This window comes from Ensifer sp. 22460 (genome assembly GCF_052044935.1).
Taxonomy (GTDB): Bacteria; Pseudomonadota; Alphaproteobacteria; order Rhizobiales; family Rhizobiaceae; genus Ensifer.
In genome coordinates, this window is record NZ_JBQENZ010000013.1 from 76,614 (window position 1) to 96,360 (window position 19,747).

The 19,747-nt window shown below is 58.6% G+C and carries 16 protein-coding genes; 4 read left to right on the forward strand and 12 right to left on the reverse strand.

The annotated features are described in order from the left end of the window. Nucleotides 1–51: 51 nt before the first annotated feature. Both hisD and ACTJKM_RS17595 read right to left on the reverse strand, forming a co-directional pair. Complete coding sequence (hisD, locus tag ACTJKM_RS17590) at nt 52–1,362, reverse strand: histidinol dehydrogenase (RefSeq protein WP_058329010.1); 1,311 nt, start codon at nt 1,360–1,362, stop codon at nt 52–54. A 103-nt stretch (nt 1,363–1,465) separates the two neighbouring features. Further along, the gene (locus ACTJKM_RS17595) at nt 1,466–3,268 is read right to left on the reverse strand and encodes a thiamine pyrophosphate-binding protein (protein WP_058329011.1); all 1,803 of its coding nucleotides are present in this window, start codon (nt 3,266–3,268) and stop codon (nt 1,466–1,468) included. Between the two features lie 398 nt (nt 3,269–3,666). Here ACTJKM_RS17595 and ACTJKM_RS17600 point away from each other — a divergent pair, with 398 nt between their 5' ends. Next, nucleotides 3,667–4,356 carry a hypothetical protein gene (locus ACTJKM_RS17600; RefSeq protein WP_156437030.1) on the forward strand — a complete coding sequence of 230 codons (690 nt, stop codon included), beginning with the start codon at nt 3,667–3,669 and terminating at the stop codon, nt 4,354–4,356. 43 nt (nt 4,357–4,399) lie between these two features. Here ACTJKM_RS17600 and ACTJKM_RS17605 read toward each other — a convergent pair whose 3' ends face one another. Continuing rightward, a complete protein-coding gene (locus ACTJKM_RS17605) occupies nt 4,400–5,224 on the reverse strand; it encodes a helix-turn-helix domain-containing protein (protein WP_058329013.1) in 825 nt (274 codons plus the stop codon). A gap of 134 nt (nt 5,225–5,358) precedes the next feature. Here ACTJKM_RS17605 and ACTJKM_RS17610 point away from each other — a divergent pair, with 134 nt between their 5' ends. Next, complete coding sequence (locus ACTJKM_RS17610; protein ID WP_245296240.1) at nt 5,359–6,357, forward strand: Gfo/Idh/MocA family protein; 999 nt, start codon at nt 5,359–5,361, stop codon at nt 6,355–6,357. Nucleotides 6,358–6,388: 31 nt separating this feature from the next. Further along, entirely contained in the window at nt 6,389–7,270 is an 882-nt protein-coding gene (locus ACTJKM_RS17615) for a sugar phosphate isomerase/epimerase family protein (protein ID WP_058329015.1), read from the forward strand. Between the two features lie 213 nt (nt 7,271–7,483). Here ACTJKM_RS17615 and ACTJKM_RS17620 read toward each other — a convergent pair whose 3' ends face one another. Continuing rightward, nucleotides 7,484–8,683: an MFS transporter gene (locus tag ACTJKM_RS17620; RefSeq protein WP_440660679.1), complete on the reverse strand. Its 1,200-nt coding sequence runs from the start codon at nt 8,681–8,683 to the stop codon at nt 7,484–7,486. 330 nt (nt 8,684–9,013) lie between these two features. On the opposite strand from ACTJKM_RS17620, the gene ACTJKM_RS17625 reads away from it, so the two are divergent. After that, nucleotides 9,014–9,904: an alpha/beta hydrolase gene (locus tag ACTJKM_RS17625; protein WP_058329016.1), complete on the forward strand. Its 891-nt coding sequence runs from the start codon at nt 9,014–9,016 to the stop codon at nt 9,902–9,904. A gap of 128 nt (nt 9,905–10,032) precedes the next feature. On the opposite strand, the gene ACTJKM_RS17630 is transcribed toward ACTJKM_RS17625, so the two are convergent. The 8 genes from ACTJKM_RS17630 to ACTJKM_RS17665 all read right to left on the reverse strand — a co-directional run bounded on the left by ACTJKM_RS17630 (nt 10,033) and on the right by ACTJKM_RS17665 (nt 19,747). Next, nucleotides 10,033–10,923 (reverse strand): LysR family transcriptional regulator, encoded by an 891-nt coding sequence (locus ACTJKM_RS17630; protein WP_440638975.1) that lies wholly within the window; start codon nt 10,921–10,923, stop codon nt 10,033–10,035. A gap of 731 nt (nt 10,924–11,654) precedes the next feature. Continuing rightward, on the reverse strand, nt 11,655–14,111 hold the full coding sequence (locus tag ACTJKM_RS17635; protein WP_440660680.1) for an AAA family ATPase: 2,457 nt from the start codon (nt 14,109–14,111) through the stop codon (nt 11,655–11,657). After that, on the reverse strand, nt 14,108–14,320 hold the full coding sequence (locus tag ACTJKM_RS17640; protein WP_440660682.1) for a hypothetical protein: 213 nt from the start codon (nt 14,318–14,320) through the stop codon (nt 14,108–14,110). The genes ACTJKM_RS17635 and ACTJKM_RS17640 overlap by 4 nt, the downstream gene beginning before the upstream one ends. A 477-nt stretch (nt 14,321–14,797) precedes the next feature. Then, nucleotides 14,798–16,231: an aldehyde dehydrogenase family protein gene (locus ACTJKM_RS17645; protein WP_440660683.1), complete on the reverse strand. Its 1,434-nt coding sequence runs from the start codon at nt 16,229–16,231 to the stop codon at nt 14,798–14,800. A gap of 12 nt (nt 16,232–16,243) precedes the next feature. After that, nucleotides 16,244–17,380, reverse strand: coding sequence for a fumarylacetoacetate hydrolase family protein (locus tag ACTJKM_RS17650; protein WP_058330205.1), 1,137 nt, complete (start codon nt 17,378–17,380; stop codon nt 16,244–16,246). Beyond that, entirely contained in the window at nt 17,367–18,266 is a 900-nt protein-coding gene (locus ACTJKM_RS17655) for an aldose 1-epimerase (protein ID WP_063893450.1), read from the reverse strand. The genes ACTJKM_RS17650 and ACTJKM_RS17655 overlap by 14 nt, the downstream gene beginning before the upstream one ends. Next, the gene (locus ACTJKM_RS17660; protein WP_058330202.1) at nt 18,267–19,004 is read right to left on the reverse strand and encodes an SDR family oxidoreductase; all 738 of its coding nucleotides are present in this window, start codon (nt 19,002–19,004) and stop codon (nt 18,267–18,269) included. Between the two features lie 11 nt (nt 19,005–19,015). Further along, complete coding sequence (locus ACTJKM_RS17665; protein WP_060520100.1) at nt 19,016–19,747, reverse strand: ATP-binding cassette domain-containing protein; 732 nt, start codon at nt 19,745–19,747, stop codon at nt 19,016–19,018.

The following is a 19,747-nucleotide window of genomic DNA, read 5'->3' on the forward strand; positions in this document are numbered from 1 at the left end:
CTCTGGTTGGGTTTAAATCGCCGGCCTTTCACAGGCTCTTGGGCGAACTCATTAGTTGGGGTCGGCAGGCATCGCGTAGCCGACATTCTTTCCGCCGTAGCGACGAACACGGATGTTTGCCTGTTCGGCATGTCCGGCGAAGCCTTCCATGAGGCAGAGCCTCGAGCCGTATGCACCGATCATGGCGGACGCCTCGTCGGTGAGAATCTTCTGATAGGTGCAGGTCTTGAGGAACTTCCCGACCCAGAGGCCGCCTGTGTAGCGGGCGGCCCTGTTGGTCGGCAGGGTGTGGTTGGTACCGATCACCTTGTCCCCGAAAGCGACGTTCGTGCGTGCGCCGAGGAAGAATGCGCCGTAGTTCTTCATGTTGTTCAGGAAGTAGTCGGGGTCACTCGTCATGACCTGAACATGCTCGGAAGCGACCCGATCGCCTTCCTCGACCATCTCTTCGAGAGTGTCGCAGAAAATGATCTCGCCGTAGTCTTCCCAGGCCTTGGCAGCGACCGCCGCGGTCGGCAAAATCTTGAGGAGACGGTCGATCTCGGACAGCGTTTCACGGGCAAGCTTTTCCGAGTTGGTTATGAGTACGGCTGGAGAGTTGGCTCCATGCTCGGCCTGGCCGAGAAGGTCTGTCGCCACTATCTCGCCGTCGACACTGTCGTCGGCAATAACAAGCGTCTCCGTCGGACCGGCGAACAGGTCGATGCCAACCTTGCCGAAGAGCAGTCGCTTGGCTTCGGCGACGTAGGCATTGCCAGGCCCCGCGAGCATATCAACGGGAGCAATGGTCTCGGTCCCATAGGCCATTGCCGCGATGGCCTGGACACCACCCAAGCAATAGATCTCGTCGGCACCCGCGAGCGCCTGGGCTGCGACAATTTTCTCGGCGAGCTTCCCCTGGAACGGAGGAGCGCAGGTAATCACCCGCTCACATCCGGCGACGCGGGCGGTGAGAACGGTCATGTGTGCTGATGCCAGCAGCGGGTACTTGCCGCCTGGAACGTAGCAACCGACGTTCTGGATAGGTACGTTCTTGTGACCGAGGATTACGCCTGGGAGCGATTCAATTTCGATATCCAGCAGCGCGGCCTTCTGCGCCTCCGCGAACTTGCGGACCTGTTCCTGCGCGAAGTCGAGATCCTCGCGCTCCTGCCTTGTGAGCGAATTGATGCAGTTGGCAATTTCACCCTCTGTCAGGCGGTAGGACTCGCGATCGAGCTTGTCGAACTGCACGGAGAGTTCGCGCACCGCCTTGTCGCCACCAGCCTCCACCTTTGCAAGCAGGGCCTCTACGGTCTTGGTGACTGCGCTATCGGTGCTACCGGTGACCGAAGCTTGCGCGGTTTTAATGTGTCGTATCATGACAATAGCTCTTCGTTTGCGGAAGCACCATGCTCCGCGATCCGAGGGGATGTGGATGGAATGGGCGGGGTGCGCGCTAGGGCACGCACCCCTTTGCAGTTACTTACAGATGCTGCTCACGTGCACGCATCTCTGCGTACGCAGCCTGTTCCTTTTCGTAGTAGGCAGGCGACGGGAAGTCCCACCAACCGGTGGCGAACGGTCCGGCTGCGTCGCGAGACACGATTACCTCCACGAGCGCCGGGCCGCCGCACTCGAGAGCTGCCTTGAGGCTGCTTTCGAGATCCTCGTCCCTTTCGACCTTCCAGGCCGCCAGTCCGAATGCGCGGGCAGAAGCCGCGATATCGGCCGAGTACGGCGCGCCGTTTCCAGCGTGGTGATTGAATTCCGAGGCGATGTGGCGGCCCATGAACTTCCGCTGCCCGCCGCGGATCGACATGTATCCTTGGTTGTTGAGCACAAGGAAGACCGCGTTGATGCCGTTCATGACAGCAGTGCCCATTTCCGGCAGTGACATCATGAAATCCCCGTCGCCGACGATGGCTACGACCTGGCGATCCGGGCAGGCGAGCTTTGCGCCGAGCGCCGCGGGCACGGCCCAGCCCATCGGCGAGTACGAGCCCGACGTGAGGTGCGTGCGGGGTTCGTAAACCGGGAAGCTCTGCTTGACGGAGCCCTGCGTATTACCGGAGCCGACCACGACGATACCATCCCTGTCGAGCACCTTCCGCAGCGCCATAAGCGGCCGCTGGGAGGTGAAGGGGGTTTCGCGGCTGTTTTCCCGCGGCTCAACTTGGGCGCGCCAATCCGCCTTTGCCTTCTGGACGTCGGCCAAGAACGTTTCACGGCGCGAAATCATCTTCTTGCTATCGGTGTCGGAAATCAGCGCGAGGATAGCCTCAAGAGCGACCCTCGCGTCCGCGACGATGCCAACCTCGGTTTCATAGTTCTTGCCAATCTCGCGCGGATCCAAGTCGATGTGGATCAGGTTCGCTGAAGGGATCGAGAAGGACACACCCTTCGCATAGGACGAAGCAGACCAGTCGGTAAACCGGCAACCAACCGATACCACGACATCTGCAGAGGCGGTCACCTTGTTGCCGCACGTCGTTCCCGTCTGGCCGACCGCACCGACAAACAACTGATGGTCCTCGGAAATGGCGCCCTTCCCGTTCCAGGTAATGGAGACGGCCGCCCCGAGCTTTTCGGCGAGACGCGTCAACTCCTTGGACGCACCCGAAGTGATCGCACCGCCGCCGGCCACGATGACCGGACGCTCGGCGGAAAGCAGGACCTTTACAGCAGCCTCGATCGCCTTCGGATCGGGATAGGCAACGCCGATCGGCAAGCGCTTCTGAAGGGGATGAATGGCGACGTCGGCCGCTTCGACCTGGACGTTCATCGGGACTTCGACGTGAACCGGTCCGGGACGGCCAGTAAGCATCTCGCTGAAAGCGCGGTGCATGATGCTCGGGAGCACCTCTACGGAATTGGCCTGCCAAGCGCGCTTGGTTACCTGTTCGGTGATGCGCGGGAAGGCGTTGTCTTGCTGACGTTCGAGTTCCTGCATGGTGCCGTGGCCATGCATATAGGTCTGCGGCGAGCCGGAGACGTAAAACAGCGACGTCGAGTCACAATAGGCGGTTGCCAGGCCAATGATGGTATTGGCGGCACCCGGTCCAACCGAGGTTGAGCAGGCCATTGGCTTGCCCGATGCGCGATAGTAGCCGTCAGCCATGTGCACCGCGCTCTGTTCATGCATCACCTGGATGAACGGGATCTCAGAGCCTTCCTGCAAAAAGGCATCGAACAGCGACCAAATGCCATGCCCAGGCACACCGGCGACATATTCAACACCATATTCCTTCAGCGCTTTCGCGACTACCTGGCCACCTGTGAGCTTCATTTGATCGACCCTCTGATTGTTATGCTTCTCAACGGGAGGGCTTTTGGAAGTAAGCACCCGCCCCAACGATGGCACTATTCTCGACCAGACGGCTGAAGCTTCAAGTTCGCAGGAGTTGAATCACCGACGCAGGGTGACGCACTCGTGGTTTCCAAGTGCATCAAATACCCAACGGGGGGAAAGCCAACCTCATACGATAATCGCCGAATTGCATGGCCGCCGGCCCAGCGAGAGAGCATTGTCAACCGATCGCACGCTTGGCGGAGGAACCAAGCACTTCGCAATATGACGCGGAGTTCGCTTCAAGACGCGTACAGATTCATAAAGGCGCGCAATTATGTAACGAAATGCGATGTGGCTTCCTGTAAAAAATCTAAATGCTTGGAAGGACATCCGACGTGCAGAACGCGACCAGAAACCTTGCCTTCGCAGATGAGTTCATCGTCGCGAAGCTCGTTGAGAATGCGGTTGACTACGACGTGCACGATGCGGTGGTCGTCAACCTGAGCCCGACGGTCATGGTCACAGGCGATGAACACCCTACGATCGTGCCGGCCTGGAAATCGACATGGCTGAAAGGCGGAAAGATCAAGTCCGCCGAACGCGCCGCCCTCATCAAGGTCGTGAAGCCTACAAATCTTGGCGGTTGCATGTTCCGGGGTTGGGACTGGCTTGGAAATCGCATCCGCAGCTTTCCCCGCGATACCCCGCTGTACATCTCTGCGCAGGATGAGATCGGAAAGGTCTCGCTGGACCCCCGCGTGTTCACTAACGAACGCGCGACCTCGAAGGAGCCCCAGGAGTTCACCCTGAAGTTAAATCTGTGGTGGTCGCCGGGCGATACGGACTGCTTCATTCACAACGAGCATCCGTTCCTTGAGACCCATACGCAGATCCATGGCATTGGCCGGATGCAGAAATTCAAGCATCGCGATCAGGCGACCATCTATGAGGACGTCCTGATGCCGATTGGATACTCGCACGATCCCTTCTGCCGGGTGACCGGCCACAACGAATGGACGTATCCCTGGCATCGCTACTACGCCGACACCGACAGCGTGTGGCTCGCGATCGAGCTTCACCCATAGATCATCATTCATCGAGACTGAACGAACTGGCGCGCTGAGAGCGTCAGTTCATCTGGATCATATCAGAGCCATCCCCCAGATATTGAAGCGCTTCTCGCGGAATTGCGGGATCATTGCGATCCATAACCGTGAGGTTCTTCAGGTGTTCGCGGCGCAGCAGACCGGGACCGCGGTAATGAAGAGCAACCTTGGTAGAATACGGCTGGCGGAAAACATTTGCTGCAATCCCGCTCGAAATCCCAAACATGAACTTCTTCGCGTTGCGTTTAACCTGAGCGTAGACGCCAAACGTCAATTCGTTTGACTGAATTCCCTCGAAATCGGCCGTGAATAAACGATCGGCCACCGGAAAGCAGAAGCCATAGTATTTGAAGACGTATTCTGTTTTTCTTGGATCGTCGAAACTTGGAAATCTCTCTACATAGTAGTGCTGCAGGAATTCTTTGTTCTGATAGATACAGAACGCGGATCGCAGCACAAAGCCCTTGTAAATGGAGGAATACTGGTAGCGATCGTAGATACCGACAATATCGTTGTGGTCCGCTTTGCTCTCAACGATCATGTTGGAAACAAATCGCGAGAACTCAGGCAATTGCCGCGCAGTCTGCATCGCATGGAAAAAATTCCCGTCAACGAGCGTGCGGAACTCATCCGGATCTGCGAACAAAATCGGGACGCTGAGACCGAAATAGTTAGCGATAATCCTTAGATTTGCGGCAGAAGGAATGTGAGCTCCGGACAGATACTTGTTAAATTGCTGCCGGTTGACGTTAATCTTCCGGCATACTGCAGCCACAGACCCATGCCGCTCGCACAGCGTGCGGAGGTTTGCTGCCAGCGCCGCTGCGTCTCTCCCCAAGTGTTCCATCCAGACTCATCCTCAAAGAGTGAAGCAACATGAAGCGAAGTATACTTCATCTTGAGAAGGACTTCAACAACTTGCGAAGTTGTGAACAAGCACTCTTCCGGCCAATCTCTGCACAGCAACGGAAGGAAACGCCGGTGACCTCTTCGAGAAAACCAGGATGGTCGGTGATGGGGACTGGCACCATAGCCACGGAGCACATGGTGGCCGCGATCCGATCGATCGGCCATGAAGCTCGTTGGGTCGTCAGCCGAAACAAGGAATATGCCAAATTCTTCTCCGAAGACCTGAGGATCCCTCAAACGTCAACAGAAGCTAGCCGGGCGCTCAACGACCCGCTCGTGGATTTCGCCTACGTGAGCGCCGCCAGAGATCGTCGGAAGCACTACATATCGGCGGCCGCGGAAGCGCGGAAACACATCCTTTGCGACGCTCCCATTTCCCACAGCAGCCGAATCGCAAGCGGATTGGTTGCGCGGTGCAGGGCGGCAGGAGTGACGCTGGCGGTAAATCAGCCTTCTCGGGCCTCAATCGTCCATCAGACGATGAGGCGCCTCATGATGGAGGGGCATATCGGGACACTTCAATCGCTCTTGATCGTCCGTGGCGCTCCTTATCACTCCCCACCAAACCGAAGAAGTGAGGAAATGTCACGGCAAGGGGAGCTGCTGCTCGACGTCTCTGTCGAAGACGTCGACCTGGCGCGCTTCCTGACTGGACAGGAGCCCGTCGAAGTCTCAGCGCTGTCCGCGGCGCCGAACGGCGAAAGCCGGCAGCAAATCTCATACGCGATGCGCATGTCTGAGGGAGCGATGTTCCAGGCGTTCGAAAGCTACACGACCGCAGAAATCGAGAGCGTTGTCATGTTGGCCGGCGATCAAGGGGCCTTGATCGCGCAGGGCACATTGAACGGCAGGGCGGGCACGCTGACGCGGCGCGCAAACGCGCGCAACGAACTGGTGCCCGTTAGGGAAAGGGAACTACATGCAACCACGATCGAGGGGTTTCTCGCCTCCACGCGAACCTCTTCCGACTGGCTTTGTCGAGGCGATGACAACGTCATTGCCCTGAAGGCGGCGGAGGCGATCCAAGCCTCGAACAAGCGCCAGCGGACCGTACCCGTCCAATCCAAATAGCCCGTTCAATTCAACAACAGGAACCAGAGTCATGGCCAGCCGAGACAAGCTCATATTTCACTCCATGGCTTCGAAGTTCAACACGCTCTCGATCGATATCGATATCGCTCAAATAGTTGGCTTCGACGGCCTCGAAACGTCGGGATCGAAAATCGCGGCATTTCTGAAATCCGGCTTCACACAGGACGATCTCAAGGCAAGTCTGAAAGCCCTTGAAGTTCCTGGCATTGGCTTTCTCATCGACCTTGAGCGCCAGGAAGTCGGTCGGGAAGAGATGCTGCGGGAGGCGGAAGACCTCTGCAGGCTTGCGGTTGCGATCGGAGCAAAGGGCATCGAAGCAATTACTGGGCCACTCGATCTAAGGGCCTTCGAACCTGGCTCTGCTCAACGCTACCCCACACTCTATCGTGGCCTGATCGATGTGCCGAGGGATACCCAGATCACGCTGACTGCGAAGAACTTAGGCGCCGTCGCTGACATTGCGGCAGAGCACGGGCTCATTGTCTATCTGGAATCTCTCTCCTGGACGCCGCTCAATACAATGGACGCCCAACTTCGGATCATCGAGGCTTGCCGACGGGACAACGTCCGCTTGGTCATCGATTTCTGGCACTCGTACACCTCCGGAGACACGCCAGAGCGCATTGCGCGTCTGGATAAGGATCTCATTTATGGCGTGCATGTCTGCGACTCCCTCCCCTACACTGGAGGGCTCCCAAACGAAGCTGTGCTACGCGACGTGCCTACGGGAAATGGAGTTCTCGACCTCCAAAGTTGGGTCGATGCCGTGAAGGCAACGGGCTATCGCGGCTGGTGGAGCTGCGAACTGTTCTGCAATCGGCAGCATCAAGACAACAGCTACAATGTGGCGCGGGACCTAAAGACGCTGATGGAGCGAATGATCCTGGATTGACCCCCAACACACCTATCCGGAGCCTAATTTCGAGCGCCGTCGCCCCGCGCACCCGGCAAAAAACGATAGGGTGGAGAGTGCCACGCGTCATGCAAAGGTTGCCCAGAGTGTGCCAGGATCGCTCTTTTAGCCCCATATTGGTGCGCTGCTGAGCCGGATGCTCGAGGAGGCTGGTGCCAAACTCCATCGGCGGCATGCCATTGAAACGCCCCATCAGGCGTAGTGCTTCGTGCCCTTCATCTCTGGCTGAAACTCCGCAGTCAAGCGCTTGAGGTAGACCGTGCCTACGGAGATGACACCAAAAGAAAGAGCCACAAGCGCAAGACTGATGGTGAGGCTGGAAATCTGAGCAATAAATCCAAGCAAGGCAGGCCCAATGAGCAGACCACTGTATCCAAGAGTGGTCACAATCGACATCGCCCGTCCGGTAGCCTGCGAGCCAATTTTCCCCGCGGATGCAAACACGGCCGGTATCATGTTGGCGACACCAAATCCGCAAATGGCCAGCGCCACTATGCCAACCACTACATTGTGAGCGATGAGCATAGCAAGAATCGACAATCCGCAGACAACCCCACCAATTCTGAGGATGCTCACGTGCCCCACCCGCTGCGTGACGAAATCCCCGAGCAACCGGCCAAGTGCCATTGACGCCGAGAACACCGCAAAAGCATACGCGCCGACGCTTTCGGAGGCACCCAAGGTTCCCACCATGTATACCGCGGACCAGTCGATAATGCCTCCCTCCGCAAGAAAGGCCAAAAAGCCGATGGCACCAAACGTCAGTACCAGTACCCTTTGTTGTCTGCTGAGCGACGGCTTTCCCGCGGGGCCTGTGTTTGTGGCCGCCGGCATCACTTTCCCGCTCGCCTCGTGGCCGATGAGACGAGAGATGAGCGCAGTCATGACGACAAGGAGCCCAGCCCCTCCCAAACACTCGTGGATCTGGCCACCGAAGGATACGACTACGCCAACCAAGGAGGCACCGACGATGTTGCCAATGCTGAACATCGCATGAAACGACGACATCAGGTGGCGACCCGATCCGCGCTCGATTTCTGAAGCCTCGATGTTCATGGAAACATCGAGCGTCCCGAAACCCGCGCCTGCAACCACGATAAGAGCACCCACGTAGAGCAGCCCATCGACCAAGGGGACCGTCAGGATCGAGACGCCAAATACTACGCTGCCGCCGAGACTAAGCAGATGGCTACTGCCGAACCGGTCACTGACCCGCCCGATGTCCACCATCATTGCGATCGCGCCCAGAGCAAAGCACAGCAAAAGAGCGCCGAGTTCCCCCTTGTCAATGTTCAGTTTGGCGGAAAGCAGCGGCAGGCTCGCGGCCCAGCCACCGATGCCGATACCACCCGCAAAAAAGAAGAGACCGCAGCGAACTCGCCTCGATCTCACAAGCGCGCGTAGGGAGAACTGCTGCCGATCATTTTGGGGTTCCAGTTAAACAAAAAACCAGGTTGCTCGACAATGGAGGGTGTTCGGCGAGCTAGTGCCTCTGCGGCAGGCGATCTTCTAGCAATCAAGGAATGGAGAGCAACTTCGCACTCTGCAAACACGTGGCGCAAGCTGACGCAAACTGCTGTGGTCGCAAGCGCGCATCTTTGTGCGCGCGAATTGCGTCTATCAGCGTCACCAAGCCGTCTTGTGCGAAATTGTCGAAGTCTCGCCACGCGTTCAGTTTGATGCTCGACGAAGCAATGCATCACTCTGAGAGGAGCAGTGGGAATGAATTGGTTGTCCATCGTTGCATCGGTCACCGCCACGCTTGCGGCGACCTGCGCTCTTGCAGCGGAGAACAAAGTTCGCATCGAGAACGGCGGACGCGGAATAGTCGGAGTACTCAATTTGCCCGATGGTGCCGCAAACCCACCGGTGGTCTTGATGCTCCACGGATTCACTGGCCAGAAGGACGAATTCCCGATGGCATCTTCTCAAACCGGCTTGTTTGCATACACCGCGGAGCGATTGGCCGAGGTTGGCATTGCCAGCTTACGCATCGATTTCCACGGCTCCGGCGAAAGCGACGGAAAGTGGGAAGAGACTACGTTGTCCGGGCAGATCCAAGATGCTGTTCTTGCGTTCGACTATCTGCAGGCTCTCAGCTCAGTCGATAACAGTAAGATCGGCATTTTGGGTTACAGCCAGGGCGGTCTTGTAGGGAGCCACTTGGCGGCGAAACGACCCGAGGCCTCCGCTGTCGTGCTATGGGCTCCCGTGACGAACCCGCTTTCGACCTACGCCACGATCATGGGTCGCGAAACTGTTCAAAGCGCGCTCGCGCAATCGCCGGACGCAATCGTGACGGCGAAACTCTCCTGGGGCGGCGAGACCAAAATGAAAGCGGCCTTCTTCAAGGAATTGCCTACTGTCACGCCGGTCGGAGCCATCGGCAAATACCCAGGTCCGCTCCGAGTGATCGTCGGAAAGCGTGAGACGATTGTAACGCCTCAGCCGGCCGCCGGTCAAAGTCTGCTCGACTATCACGAAGGGGTCGAGGATCTGGTCGAGATCGATTCCGACCACGATTGGAATGCGGCCACTGCGACCCAAACCGTCGACGACGTGTTGATCCCCAAGAGCGCGGAATGGTTCCAAAGGCACCTTTCGGCTGAATGAGCATACCTCGCAATCTGGCCGCTGGTAACGTTACACCTCCCGAGCGGCTGGGTAGCCGGCGGCAGAACTTCTGCCGCCGGCGTCAAGTTTCGCTCTTGATGCGACACGAGCAATCTCGGCCGTTTAACTCACCTGCCCGGCCGCGCCAGCGACCGGGCAATGTCGATAATGTCGTCGCGAGACGCCGTTGGATCCTCTTTGTTCCAAGCAACGCCGAGACCAATCTTGAGATCGACACCGCGCACGGGCCGGAGCTCGAAGTTGCGGTTCGGCAGATCCTTCGTCCACTCCGGTGCAAAGCCAACGCCAAGCCCCGCGGAAACGAGCGACACCAGCGAGAACGTGTCATCACAGCTATAGGCTATGTTGCCGTTCAGACCGTGTGTCTCGAACATCTCGGAGAAATAGCGCTCCGAGTAAGAAAGGTTCTGACGGGAAAAGGCGATGATCTTTTCCGAGCGTAGTTCCTCGATGTCGATTTCGCTTCGAAGGGCTAGAGGACTCGTCTTTTCGACGGCCAGCAGATAGCGCTCATGCGCGATCGAGAAGAACCGCAACGAGCCGATGTTTTCGACCGGACGGATGAAGCCGAGATTGATCTGGCCGTTTTCGATTGAGCGTATGATGTCGCTGGTCGAGCCGCTCCTCACATGCAAAGCGACATCGGGAAACTTCCGGCCGATGCGCGCCAGAAACGCCGGCAACACGCCGGTCGTCGCCGGATAGACGGTTCCGATCTTGATCGTCCGCGCTGCCTTGCCGGCGACCGAGCGCGCCACCTCGGCCGATAGTCCGACATCGCCAATGATCCGGACTGCGCGGTCATAGAACACCTCCCCTGCCCGCGTCAGCTCGACCCTGCGCGTCGATCGCTCCAGCAGTCGTACACCCAGCTCCTTCTCCAGCGCCTGAATATGCGAACTCAACGCCGGCTGAGCGATGCACATCCGCGCCGCTGCCCTGTTGAAGTGCAGCTCCTCGGCAACCGCAACGAAGAACGAGAGTTGGCGAAGTTCCATCTTAACGCTCCGACATTCTAACAGGGCAAGCGTTCGCGCAGGACGAATTACGCCCAGCGAACAACGCGGAATCGTTGAAGGAGATATCGATGCAGTGTATCTATATAGCGTCTGGGTATTTGTCAATACCGTGTATCGAAATAAATACGAGGTCTCCGTGAATCCTGCCCAAGCTCGAGCTGCGCGTGCTATTCTGAAGCTCGGTGTCCGGGAAGTCGCTGAGCTGGCCAAGGTCACGGCGAATACAGTAAGCCGCGTTGAGCAAGATGAGGCGGGGCCGAGAGGACCCCAACCTGTGACCGTTGAGGCGATTAAACGCGTCTACGAGGATCGAGGCGTCATCTTCTTTGAGAGCGGTCCCGGACCGGACGGCGGTCCGGGAGTGCGATTGGCGCGCTAAGGTCGCGGGTTTCGGTCGCTCGAGGCGGTGGCATGAGAGGCGTCAATTCCACTCGATACATTATGCGATCTTTGTGGCCCAAAGGGTGAACATCACAGCAACAAGGCTCGCAGGGCTGACGTTGATCAAGTGCTGCCCCTTCTGCGGGATGCACTTCCAGGACGCCTCCCAGATGTACCATTGCCTCAACTGCGACACGCCGGCCGACTTTTCGGAGTTGGATTTCCGTGCCGACGAACCGGACGAGTGAACCATGAGTGAAGACAAACGAACTGCGAGCGAGAAATGGCTAGATATCGTGGTTTGTCCGCGAATCGGCGGGCGGCTGTAGTTAGCCGCCCTTCTGCAAGAGATTGAGGTTCAAGGTTCCGCACCCGCAGCGCAAAGCTTCCTTCTTGCCGCGATCGGGAGCCACGAAATACATCTCGCCGCAGGTGGTACAGCCAAACGAACTGGTGAACCCGCGAAACGCTGAGACCACAGGTGTGAAATCCGCTTTCTGGAGGTCGGCCCACTCGTTGAAATGAACGGCCGTATTGATCTGCCAGTTGTCGTAGCCGGTCTTGGCCTTCGCCTCGGTGTAAGCCGCCTCGATCGCGCTAATCCGCTCGACAACATCCTTCTGATTCCAGGAGTTGGCCGCGAACTTGGCCTTTTTCAGCAGGTCACCCAACGTGCTGGTCGCGTTGGGGAGAAGATCGCCCAGCGCGAATTGGGCGTCACCGCGAAATTCGACGCTCGCACGCAGACGGTCGCAAGCCTCTTTGGCGAAGTGCTCGAGGTAGTGGCGCAGCAGCGCCGCCGCAGCTCGTACGTCATTTTTGACGAGATGCTCTTCCAACTCGGTCCAGACGTCGCGATCGTCCCATTCGGTCGGTCCGAGATCCACGGTCCAGGTCCTGAAGTGCGCGAAGTTGCGGCCTTTGATCAGACCCTCCGACTTCATATGCCGCAACCAGATCTCGTCGTGGGTCGTGAAAATGAACTGCGTGTTCGGGAACATCTCCTTGAGGAGCGTGCAGACCTGACGTCGGTGTCCAGAGTCGACCGACATCAGGACGTCGTCGAGGACGGCGAACGTGAAGTTCTGGCAGAGCAGGTGGTTCATGAGCGCGAGATAGAGGCAAAGCCCCATCCCGTCCTGATGACCCTCACTATGATAGGCGCCGGGCGGAAAATGGCCGCGACCATAGAAGTCCACGTCGAAGCCTAGCTTTCCGATGGAGGGGATCAGCTTCGCCGAAAACGCCTTCTCATCGTCCTCGTTGATTTTGCTATAGTAGCTCGCAAACGCCGTCTCGACGTCCTTGTAGATTTTTTCGAGAGCGCCCGTGGTCACGGTGCCATAGGTATCCGAGACTTTCATTGCCCGATCTGCGCGAACCCGGCCGGCCGCGTGTTTCTGCCGGGCTTTTCGATAGGTATCCAGTCGTTCATGCGCGAGGACAAGGAAGTCGCGCGCCGCATCCTGCTTGGTAGGCTCCGGAATTGCGCCAATCGCAGTTGCCAGCGCGGCCAGCGACGGCTCCAGGTCCGGGACGCTGTGGGCTATGGTTAGGATCGCACGGGTGTCGTTGAGCGGCAGGAGCTTCTGGAGCTGCTGATATCGCGCGCGAAGAGCAAGCCTGAACTCAACGAGCGCGCCGGCGTCGATCTTCGGTGAGAACAAGCCGGCGTGCTCGATCATGATGTTCAAGGCCGTGCCCGCGGCGTGCACCGTATCGAGGATCGGCTTCAGTTCCGCCTCGATCGCAGCGCGTCGTTTGCTCACATCCTCAAGATGCGCGAGCTTTCCAGCCAGATGACCAGTGAACGCGTCCGGCTCGAACGGGGTATCGCAGACCGGACAAGCAGAACCATCATAGAGCTCCAGGGCTGATTTCAGGAGGGATTCACGAGACAGAGCATCGATGCTATCCGCGTCCTTGCCGAGCTCGGCCGCGTTTGCCTCAGCCGTAGCGCATGCTTGTTTGAAGGGATCCGTTTGGAGCGCCTGCAGCGCTTCCCGTAGCGTCGCGAGGTCGACTGTCGCCTGAACCTTGGGAACGCGCCCAGGTGCAGTCGCCGTGGCGGTCGTCAAGCCATCCTTGAGTGATGTAGCGGCGTCCACGTCGGTAAGCGGTGCAAGACCTAAGATTTCGCGACGAGGATTGACTGAATCCAGAACGGATTTCTTGGAGAGCTGTGGCGTGTCGAGGACAGCGAGCAGATTGGTGACGGAGTCATTCTCCGACCGTTCGAAGCCAGGCAGGTCTCTGGAGCAGGAATTTGCGATCTTCTGCAGGACGCCGCGCAACTTCTCGATATCGTCGAGACGCAATAGCGATTGAACTTCCTTTGACCGGTTTCCAGGCTCCGAAAGCACGTACCGGATTAGCTCGCGGCGCGAGAGGACGAATTCTGGATGGAGGTTCACGCTCTCGAAGGCGGCTATAACGTCCTTGTCGGCGGGCTTGATCTGCGGCGCGTTTACCGTTTTGACGGACCGGCTGATCTGCGCCTTCTTGTTACCCAGCGATGGGATGATGACGTCGAGTGTAACCGATGCAGCCTCCGGCTTGTTGCGGCTATCGACGTGGGGGCCGTGAGCCTTGACGGACAGACCGCCGGTCCCAGTGCCGGCTAGGCGCGAGATATTGCCCGTGAGAGCGAATTCGATCGCATCCACGATGCCGCTCTTGCCGGTTCCGTTTGGACCACAAGCCGCGAAGTTCTGACCCTTGAGGGTGAGCGTCAGCTCTCGAATGCCGCGGAATTCCTTGATATGAATCCTGTCGATCCGGATCATGATGCGTCAGGAAACAGAGCGGCGCGGATCGAAGGCTCGGCTAAGACGCCGTCTTCGAGGACGACCTTGCGGAGCCGGGGGGTCACTTCCTCGAAGCCTTCCTCTGCCTGCAGGACATCAAAAAACTCGCCAAGGATAGTGGCGGCGACAGACTTCACCTTTACTGCCGGCTCGGTCGCGCCGTCATTATTTTCTGCTGTGTCCAACATTCCGCCCCCAACACAATCAAAGTAGCAGGAAAACCGCTTACCTCAAGGTGATATTCGCGCTTTGGTTGACGCGGCACAAGTACGTGCAGTTGTGCGGAGCGCGCGTGGAGGTCGTGGCATGAAAGACGGATGTGTGGAAGGCGAACGCACACGCCAGGCCGCAAGCTATCTGGGCAACGATACCACGATGTCCCAAATGCGCTCGTCGAGATAGTTTTCCGGCCTACCGCATTCCGGGCCAAGCTTCAGGAGCGCAATCAGATCCTGGTTTGAGAGAAGGAGACCTTGGCGCCGAGCGCTTACATGTCTGCTTTTTCGCGTTGCGTGTCATCGCAGTGCAGTGTCAGCCTCCGGCCCCAATTAAGACGCTCCCCCTATCCTTCGCCTTGAAGGGAATCGAACCGTAGGTCCCGCATTTCCTTGACTGGAAAATGAAAGCGGAAGTCCAAATGGTTCAATTCCCCGAAACATCACCCCTTAGGCGAGCGTGTAAGCCGTCTTGACGGTGGTGTAGAACTCGGCGGCGTAGCGCCCCTGCTCGCGCGCGCCGTGGGACGAGCCCTTGCGGCCGCCGAACGGCACGTGGAAATCGACGCCGGCCGTCGGCAGGTTGGCCATCACCATGCCGGCCTCGGCATTGCGCTTGAAATGGGTCGCATGCTTCAGGCTCGTGGTGGCGATGCCCGACGACAGGCCGAAGGGCGTATCGTTGGCGACAGCCAGCGCCTCGTCGTAGTCCTTGACGCGGATGACGGATGCGACCGGGCCGAAGATCTCTTCCCGGCTGATGCGCATGGCGTTCGTCGCTTCGGTAAACAGCGCCGGCTGCAGGTAGAAGCCGGGCGTGTCGCGCTTCAGAAGCTCGCCGCCGAAGGCAAGCTTCGCGCCTTCCTGGCGGCCGATGGCGATATAGTCGGTGTCCTGGTTGAGCTGGCTCTCATCGACCACCGGGCCGATCTGGGTGCCGGCCTTCAAGGCGTCGTCGACAACAAGCCCCTTCATCCGTTCGCCCATTGCGGCCACGAAGCGATCGTGGATGCCCTCGGTGACGATGATGCGCGACGACGCGGTGCAGCGCTGGCCGGTGGAGAAAAAGGCGGAGTTGACGGCCGCCTCGACCGCCACGGACAGATCGGCATCGTCAAGCACGACGAAGGGGTTCTTGCCGCCCATCTCCAGCTGGTATTTGCGATTGTGCTCGACCGAGGCGAGCGCCACGCGTTTGCCGGTGCCGGTCGAGCCGGTGAAGGTGATGGCGTGCACATCGGGGCTATCGAGCATCGCCTGGCCGACGACCGAGCCCTTGCCCATGACGAGGTTCAACACACCCTTTGGCAGGCCGGCACGATGGAGGATGTCGACGATCGCCCAGGAACTGCCGGGCACCAGCTCGGCCGGCTTGAAGACGACGGTGTTGCCGTAACAAAGCGCCGGCGCGATCTTCCAGGTGGGAATGGCGATCGGGAAGTTCCAGGGCGTGATGATGCCGACGACGCCGACCGGCTCGCGGGTGATCTCGACGCCGATATTGGGCCGCGCCGAGGGCAGCACCTCGCCGGCCAACCGCAGGCACTCGCCAGCGAAGAAGTCGAAGATCTGGCCGGCGCGCACGGTCTCGCCGATGCCTTCGGCAAGCGTCTTGCCTTCCTCGCGCGACAGCAGCCTGCCGAGCTCGTCCTTGCGCGCGAAGATCTCGTCGGCGGTCTTCCTCAGGATCGCGTGGCGCTCGAGGATGCCGGAGCGCGACCAGGCCGGAAATGCCGCCTTGGCAGCGGCGATCGCGGCGCTGACGTCGTCAGCAGACGCACGGGCATATTCGCCCACCACGTCATTGGTGTTCGACGGGTTGATGTTGGCAACCCCGTCACCGCCGACCCATTCGCCGGCAATCAGGTTCTGATGCAATGTCATGGTCGGTTCCATTCAGATCAACTGACGCGCCGCAAGATTGCGCATCAAGTGCGATGCACCAAAAGTCCAGGGACTGCACTCGGTCGACAATCGCACCGTGTTGACCAGTGATCCCAGCTGGGCATTTGAGATTGTCACGACATCACCGAGCTTGTGAGTAAAGCCCTGGCCCGGGACGTCCCGATCTTCGACGGGAGCAAACAGCGTGCCCATGAACAACATGAAGCCATCGGGGTATTGGTGATGGGCGCCGATGGTCTGACGTACCAGATCGAGTGGATCGCGACTGATCTCTTTCATCGAGCTCCTGCCCATCAGCACATAGCCATCCTCGCCTTCTATCCGCAGATCGAGGTCGGCATTGCGCACATCGTCGATCGAATAGCTCTCATCAAACAGCCGAATGAACGGCCCGAGCGCGCAGGAGGCATTATTGTCCTTGGCTTTACCAAGCAAAAGCGCCGAACGCCCTTCAACGTCGCGCAAGTTCACATCGTTGCCGAGCGTCGCTCCCTTTACCCAGCCCTTGCTATCCACGGCGAGGACGACCTCAGGTTCCGGGTTGTTCCACCTCGATATCGGGTGCAGCCCTACCTCATCACCATACCCAACTGCCGACATAATCTGCCCTTTGGTGAAGACTTCGGCGTCAGGACCGATTCCGACTTCGAGGTACTGCGACCAGACGCCCTCTTCGATCAAGGCCTCCTTGACCTTGGCCGCTTCCGGCGAACCAGCCTTGAGGTTGCGCAGACTGTCCCCGACAAGCACCGTCACGCGTTCGCGGATTTTGGAGGCGAGGTCGGGGTTTCCTGCGGCCCGCTCCTCGATCACCCGTTCGAGCATCGAGCGGGCGAATGTCACGCCGCAGGCTTTGATTGCCTGAAGATCACATGGCGCGAGTAGCCGGGGCGCCTCGGAGACCCTCGGAGCTGCCCCGAGAACCTCGGCCAGCTCGCAGATCGCCCTTCCCTCTCGTGCCCGGGCGAACCCGACAGGATCATCCATCTCCAAGAGATCACGCATCGTTGGCGCTTCTTTTGTCGTGATGTCGAACACCACGCCGGCCCTGACTGTCACCAGGACCGGCCCCTTCTCCTCCGACAACCACACACGACCGACGAAGGCGCCGCTCCTATCGAGTTCCATTTGTCTCTTCCCATTCCAAACTCATTGAACCAGTCAGCTCCTGGCCGTCTTCAAGTATCTTCAGGCCTGGCCGGCCCACGAGGTTATGTGCGTCTACTGGGTGGGAAACCGGCTCAAAACAAAAGAAGTCCGCCTTGGCGTCCGGCGAATAGATCAGCGCATAAGCAAGATTGTCGGAGGCCGAGATCCTAACGGAGACCGCTCCCTCTCCTTGCATGATGACCGCCTCTCCAGCCCACCCGCCGAAGGCGTTGTTGATCCACTGGTCAGGTAACACCCGCCCTTGGTCGAAATTCCAATCTGGGACTTCGCAAAGCTTTCGCCGACCTGTCGGCAAGTGTTCCCTGTCCTCCAGCCATACCTCCGTGGCGCGAAATTGCAGCCGAGTGCCCGCATTTCGCGGAAACCAGGGATGGAACCCGATGCCGAAGGGTAGTGGTTGGCCTGACAAGTTTTGAACCGTGAGCTTTATTTCCAGCTTTTCGGGCCCAAGAGTGAAGACCTGCCTTGCCCGATAGCGAAATGGACCGATCTCCCCATCGCATTCGAGTTCGACGGTTTCGCAGCTGCGAGCAAGCAATCGCCAGCGCCGCTGGAAGCCGTCCCCGTGAATGGGGAATGGCTCGCCGACAAGGTTGGCTGGAATGGGATGAAACACACCTTCATATTCGAAACCGCCTCGTGAGATGCGGTTCGAGAATGGAACAAGCACATTACACCCCAGTTCGAACGGACCATCTTCCATTCGGCCATTCCACGGCCTGAACACAGGAAGCCATGCGCCGGACGGATGCCGTACATCAAGATGTGCGATACCACCGCCAAGTGTCGGGATTAGCTGCAAGTGCGCCTTGCTGTTTTCGACATTGATCCGCTCGACAATCATCTACCAACCGCCGTCGATGGCGAAGTTCTGTCCGGTAATCATGTCCGAAGCCGGTGAGACAAGGAAATAGACGAGCTCCGCGACGTCCTCAGGCTTAACACGTGTTTTGAGGCATTGCCGCTCGAGGACCCAGTCGTTGTATTCCTGAAGCCGGTCGGCAAATACCCGGTTCTCTGCTTCAGAAACCACCGCTCCCGGTGAAATCGCGTTGACGTTGATCCCGAACGGTCCAAGTTCGCGGGCCAACGATTTCGTCAGCCCGATCATTGCGCCCTTCGATGCGACATAGGGCACATAGCCGTCCCATTGGCCATTGAGCGTAATGGAAGCAAAGTTGAGGATCTTGCCGCGGCCTTTGCGTTTCATTAGGTCGGCACAGGCTCGAACGGCTGCAAACGCAGCCGACGAGTTGACGCGGATCTGGTCCTCGTACTCCGCCAAGCTGAACTCCTGGAACGGCTTATTGATTATGAGGGCGGCATTGTTGATCAGAATGTCGATGCCGCCTGAGGCTTCGGCCTCCAACCGGATGAGATCCTCGGTTTTCGCGAGGTCGTTCAGATCGCATCCGAGAAAGCGCGCGTTTTCGCCGAGATTTTCCGTCAGATCTACCTGGAGGCCAGGACGGTCGAGCACGATGACAGTGGCGCCTTCCGCTGTGAGCTTGCGGACCTGCGCTCGACCGAGTGTGCCAAGGCCGCCCGTGACAAGCGCCACTTTTCCCTGAAGTGGTTTCATCTGCGTTCCCCTCAAAGTACGGACTGGACTTCGTCGATCGACGTCTCGCTGACACGCTTGTCGAGCACAATCTGCCCACGCGCCATGGCGACCACCCGGTCACAGGATTCGAAGACGTGATGCATGTTATGACTGATGAAGATGCCGGTAACATTCTGTTCCTTCAACGAACGAACGAAACCGATGACCTTGTTCGTTTCCTTGACCGACAAGTGGTTCGTCGGTTCGTCGAGGATCATCACCTTCGACTTGAAATGCATGGCACGGGCGATCGCGACCCCCTGTCGTTGCCCGCCTGAGAGTTCGCCGACCAAGGCGTCAGGTGAGCGCAGATGAAGATCGACGTCTGCGATGGCCTGGACGCTTTCCTCGCGCATCTTGCGCAAATCCAGAACCCCGAGGCCGAAGAGCGAATATTTCACCGGCTCGCGACCAATAAACAGGTTGCGCGCGATAGACATGGTCGGGACCATGGAGTTGTACTGATAGATGGTCTCGATCCCGAGCCGCATGGAGTCGCGCGGGCTCGATATCGCAGCCTCTTTTCCCTCGACGAAGATACTGCCCTCGTCCTGTTTCTGGACGCCGGAAAGGATGTTGATGAGTGTGGACTTGCCGGCGCCGTTGTCGCCGATCAGTCCAACGGCCTCATTGCGTGCGAATTCGACTGAGACGCCTCTCAGAGCATGAACGCCTGAGTACCATTTGTGCAGGTTCCGGACGGATACGATAGGACCGTTCAT

Bases quoted from the DNA above. Each gene is read 5' to 3' on its own strand.
- hisD (WP_058329010.1), bottom strand. From the start codon at position 1,362: ATGATACGACACATTAAAACCGCGCAAGCTTCGGTCACCGGTAGCACC.
- ACTJKM_RS17595 (WP_058329011.1), bottom strand. From the start codon at position 3,268: ATGAAGCTCACAGGTGGCCAGGTAGTCGCGAAAGCGCTGAAGGAATAT.
- ACTJKM_RS17605 (WP_058329013.1), bottom strand. From the start codon at position 5,224: ATGGAACACTTGGGGAGAGACGCAGCGGCGCTGGCAGCAAACCTCCGC.
- ACTJKM_RS17615 (WP_058329015.1), top strand. From the start codon at position 6,389: ATGGCCAGCCGAGACAAGCTCATATTTCACTCCATGGCTTCGAAGTTC.
- ACTJKM_RS17625 (WP_058329016.1), top strand. From the start codon at position 9,014: ATGAATTGGTTGTCCATCGTTGCATCGGTCACCGCCACGCTTGCGGCG.
- ACTJKM_RS17630 (WP_440638975.1), bottom strand. From the start codon at position 10,923: ATGGAACTTCGCCAACTCTCGTTCTTCGTTGCGGTTGCCGAGGAGCTG.
- ACTJKM_RS17635 (WP_440660680.1), bottom strand. From the start codon at position 14,111: ATGATCCGGATCGACAGGATTCATATCAAGGAATTCCGCGGCATTCGA.
- ACTJKM_RS17640 (WP_440660682.1), bottom strand. From the start codon at position 14,320: ATGTTGGACACAGCAGAAAATAATGACGGCGCGACCGAGCCGGCAGTA.
- ACTJKM_RS17645 (WP_440660683.1), bottom strand. From the start codon at position 16,231: ATGACATTGCATCAGAACCTGATTGCCGGCGAATGGGTCGGCGGTGAC.
- ACTJKM_RS17650 (WP_058330205.1), bottom strand. From the start codon at position 17,380: ATGGAACTCGATAGGAGCGGCGCCTTCGTCGGTCGTGTGTGGTTGTCG.
- ACTJKM_RS17655 (WP_063893450.1), bottom strand. From the start codon at position 18,266: ATGATTGTCGAGCGGATCAATGTCGAAAACAGCAAGGCGCACTTGCAG.
- ACTJKM_RS17660 (WP_058330202.1), bottom strand. From the start codon at position 19,004: ATGAAACCACTTCAGGGAAAAGTGGCGCTTGTCACGGGCGGCCTTGGC.
- ACTJKM_RS17665 (WP_060520100.1), bottom strand. From the start codon at position 19,747: ATGAACGGTCCTATCGTATCCGTCCGGAACCTGCACAAATGGTACTCA.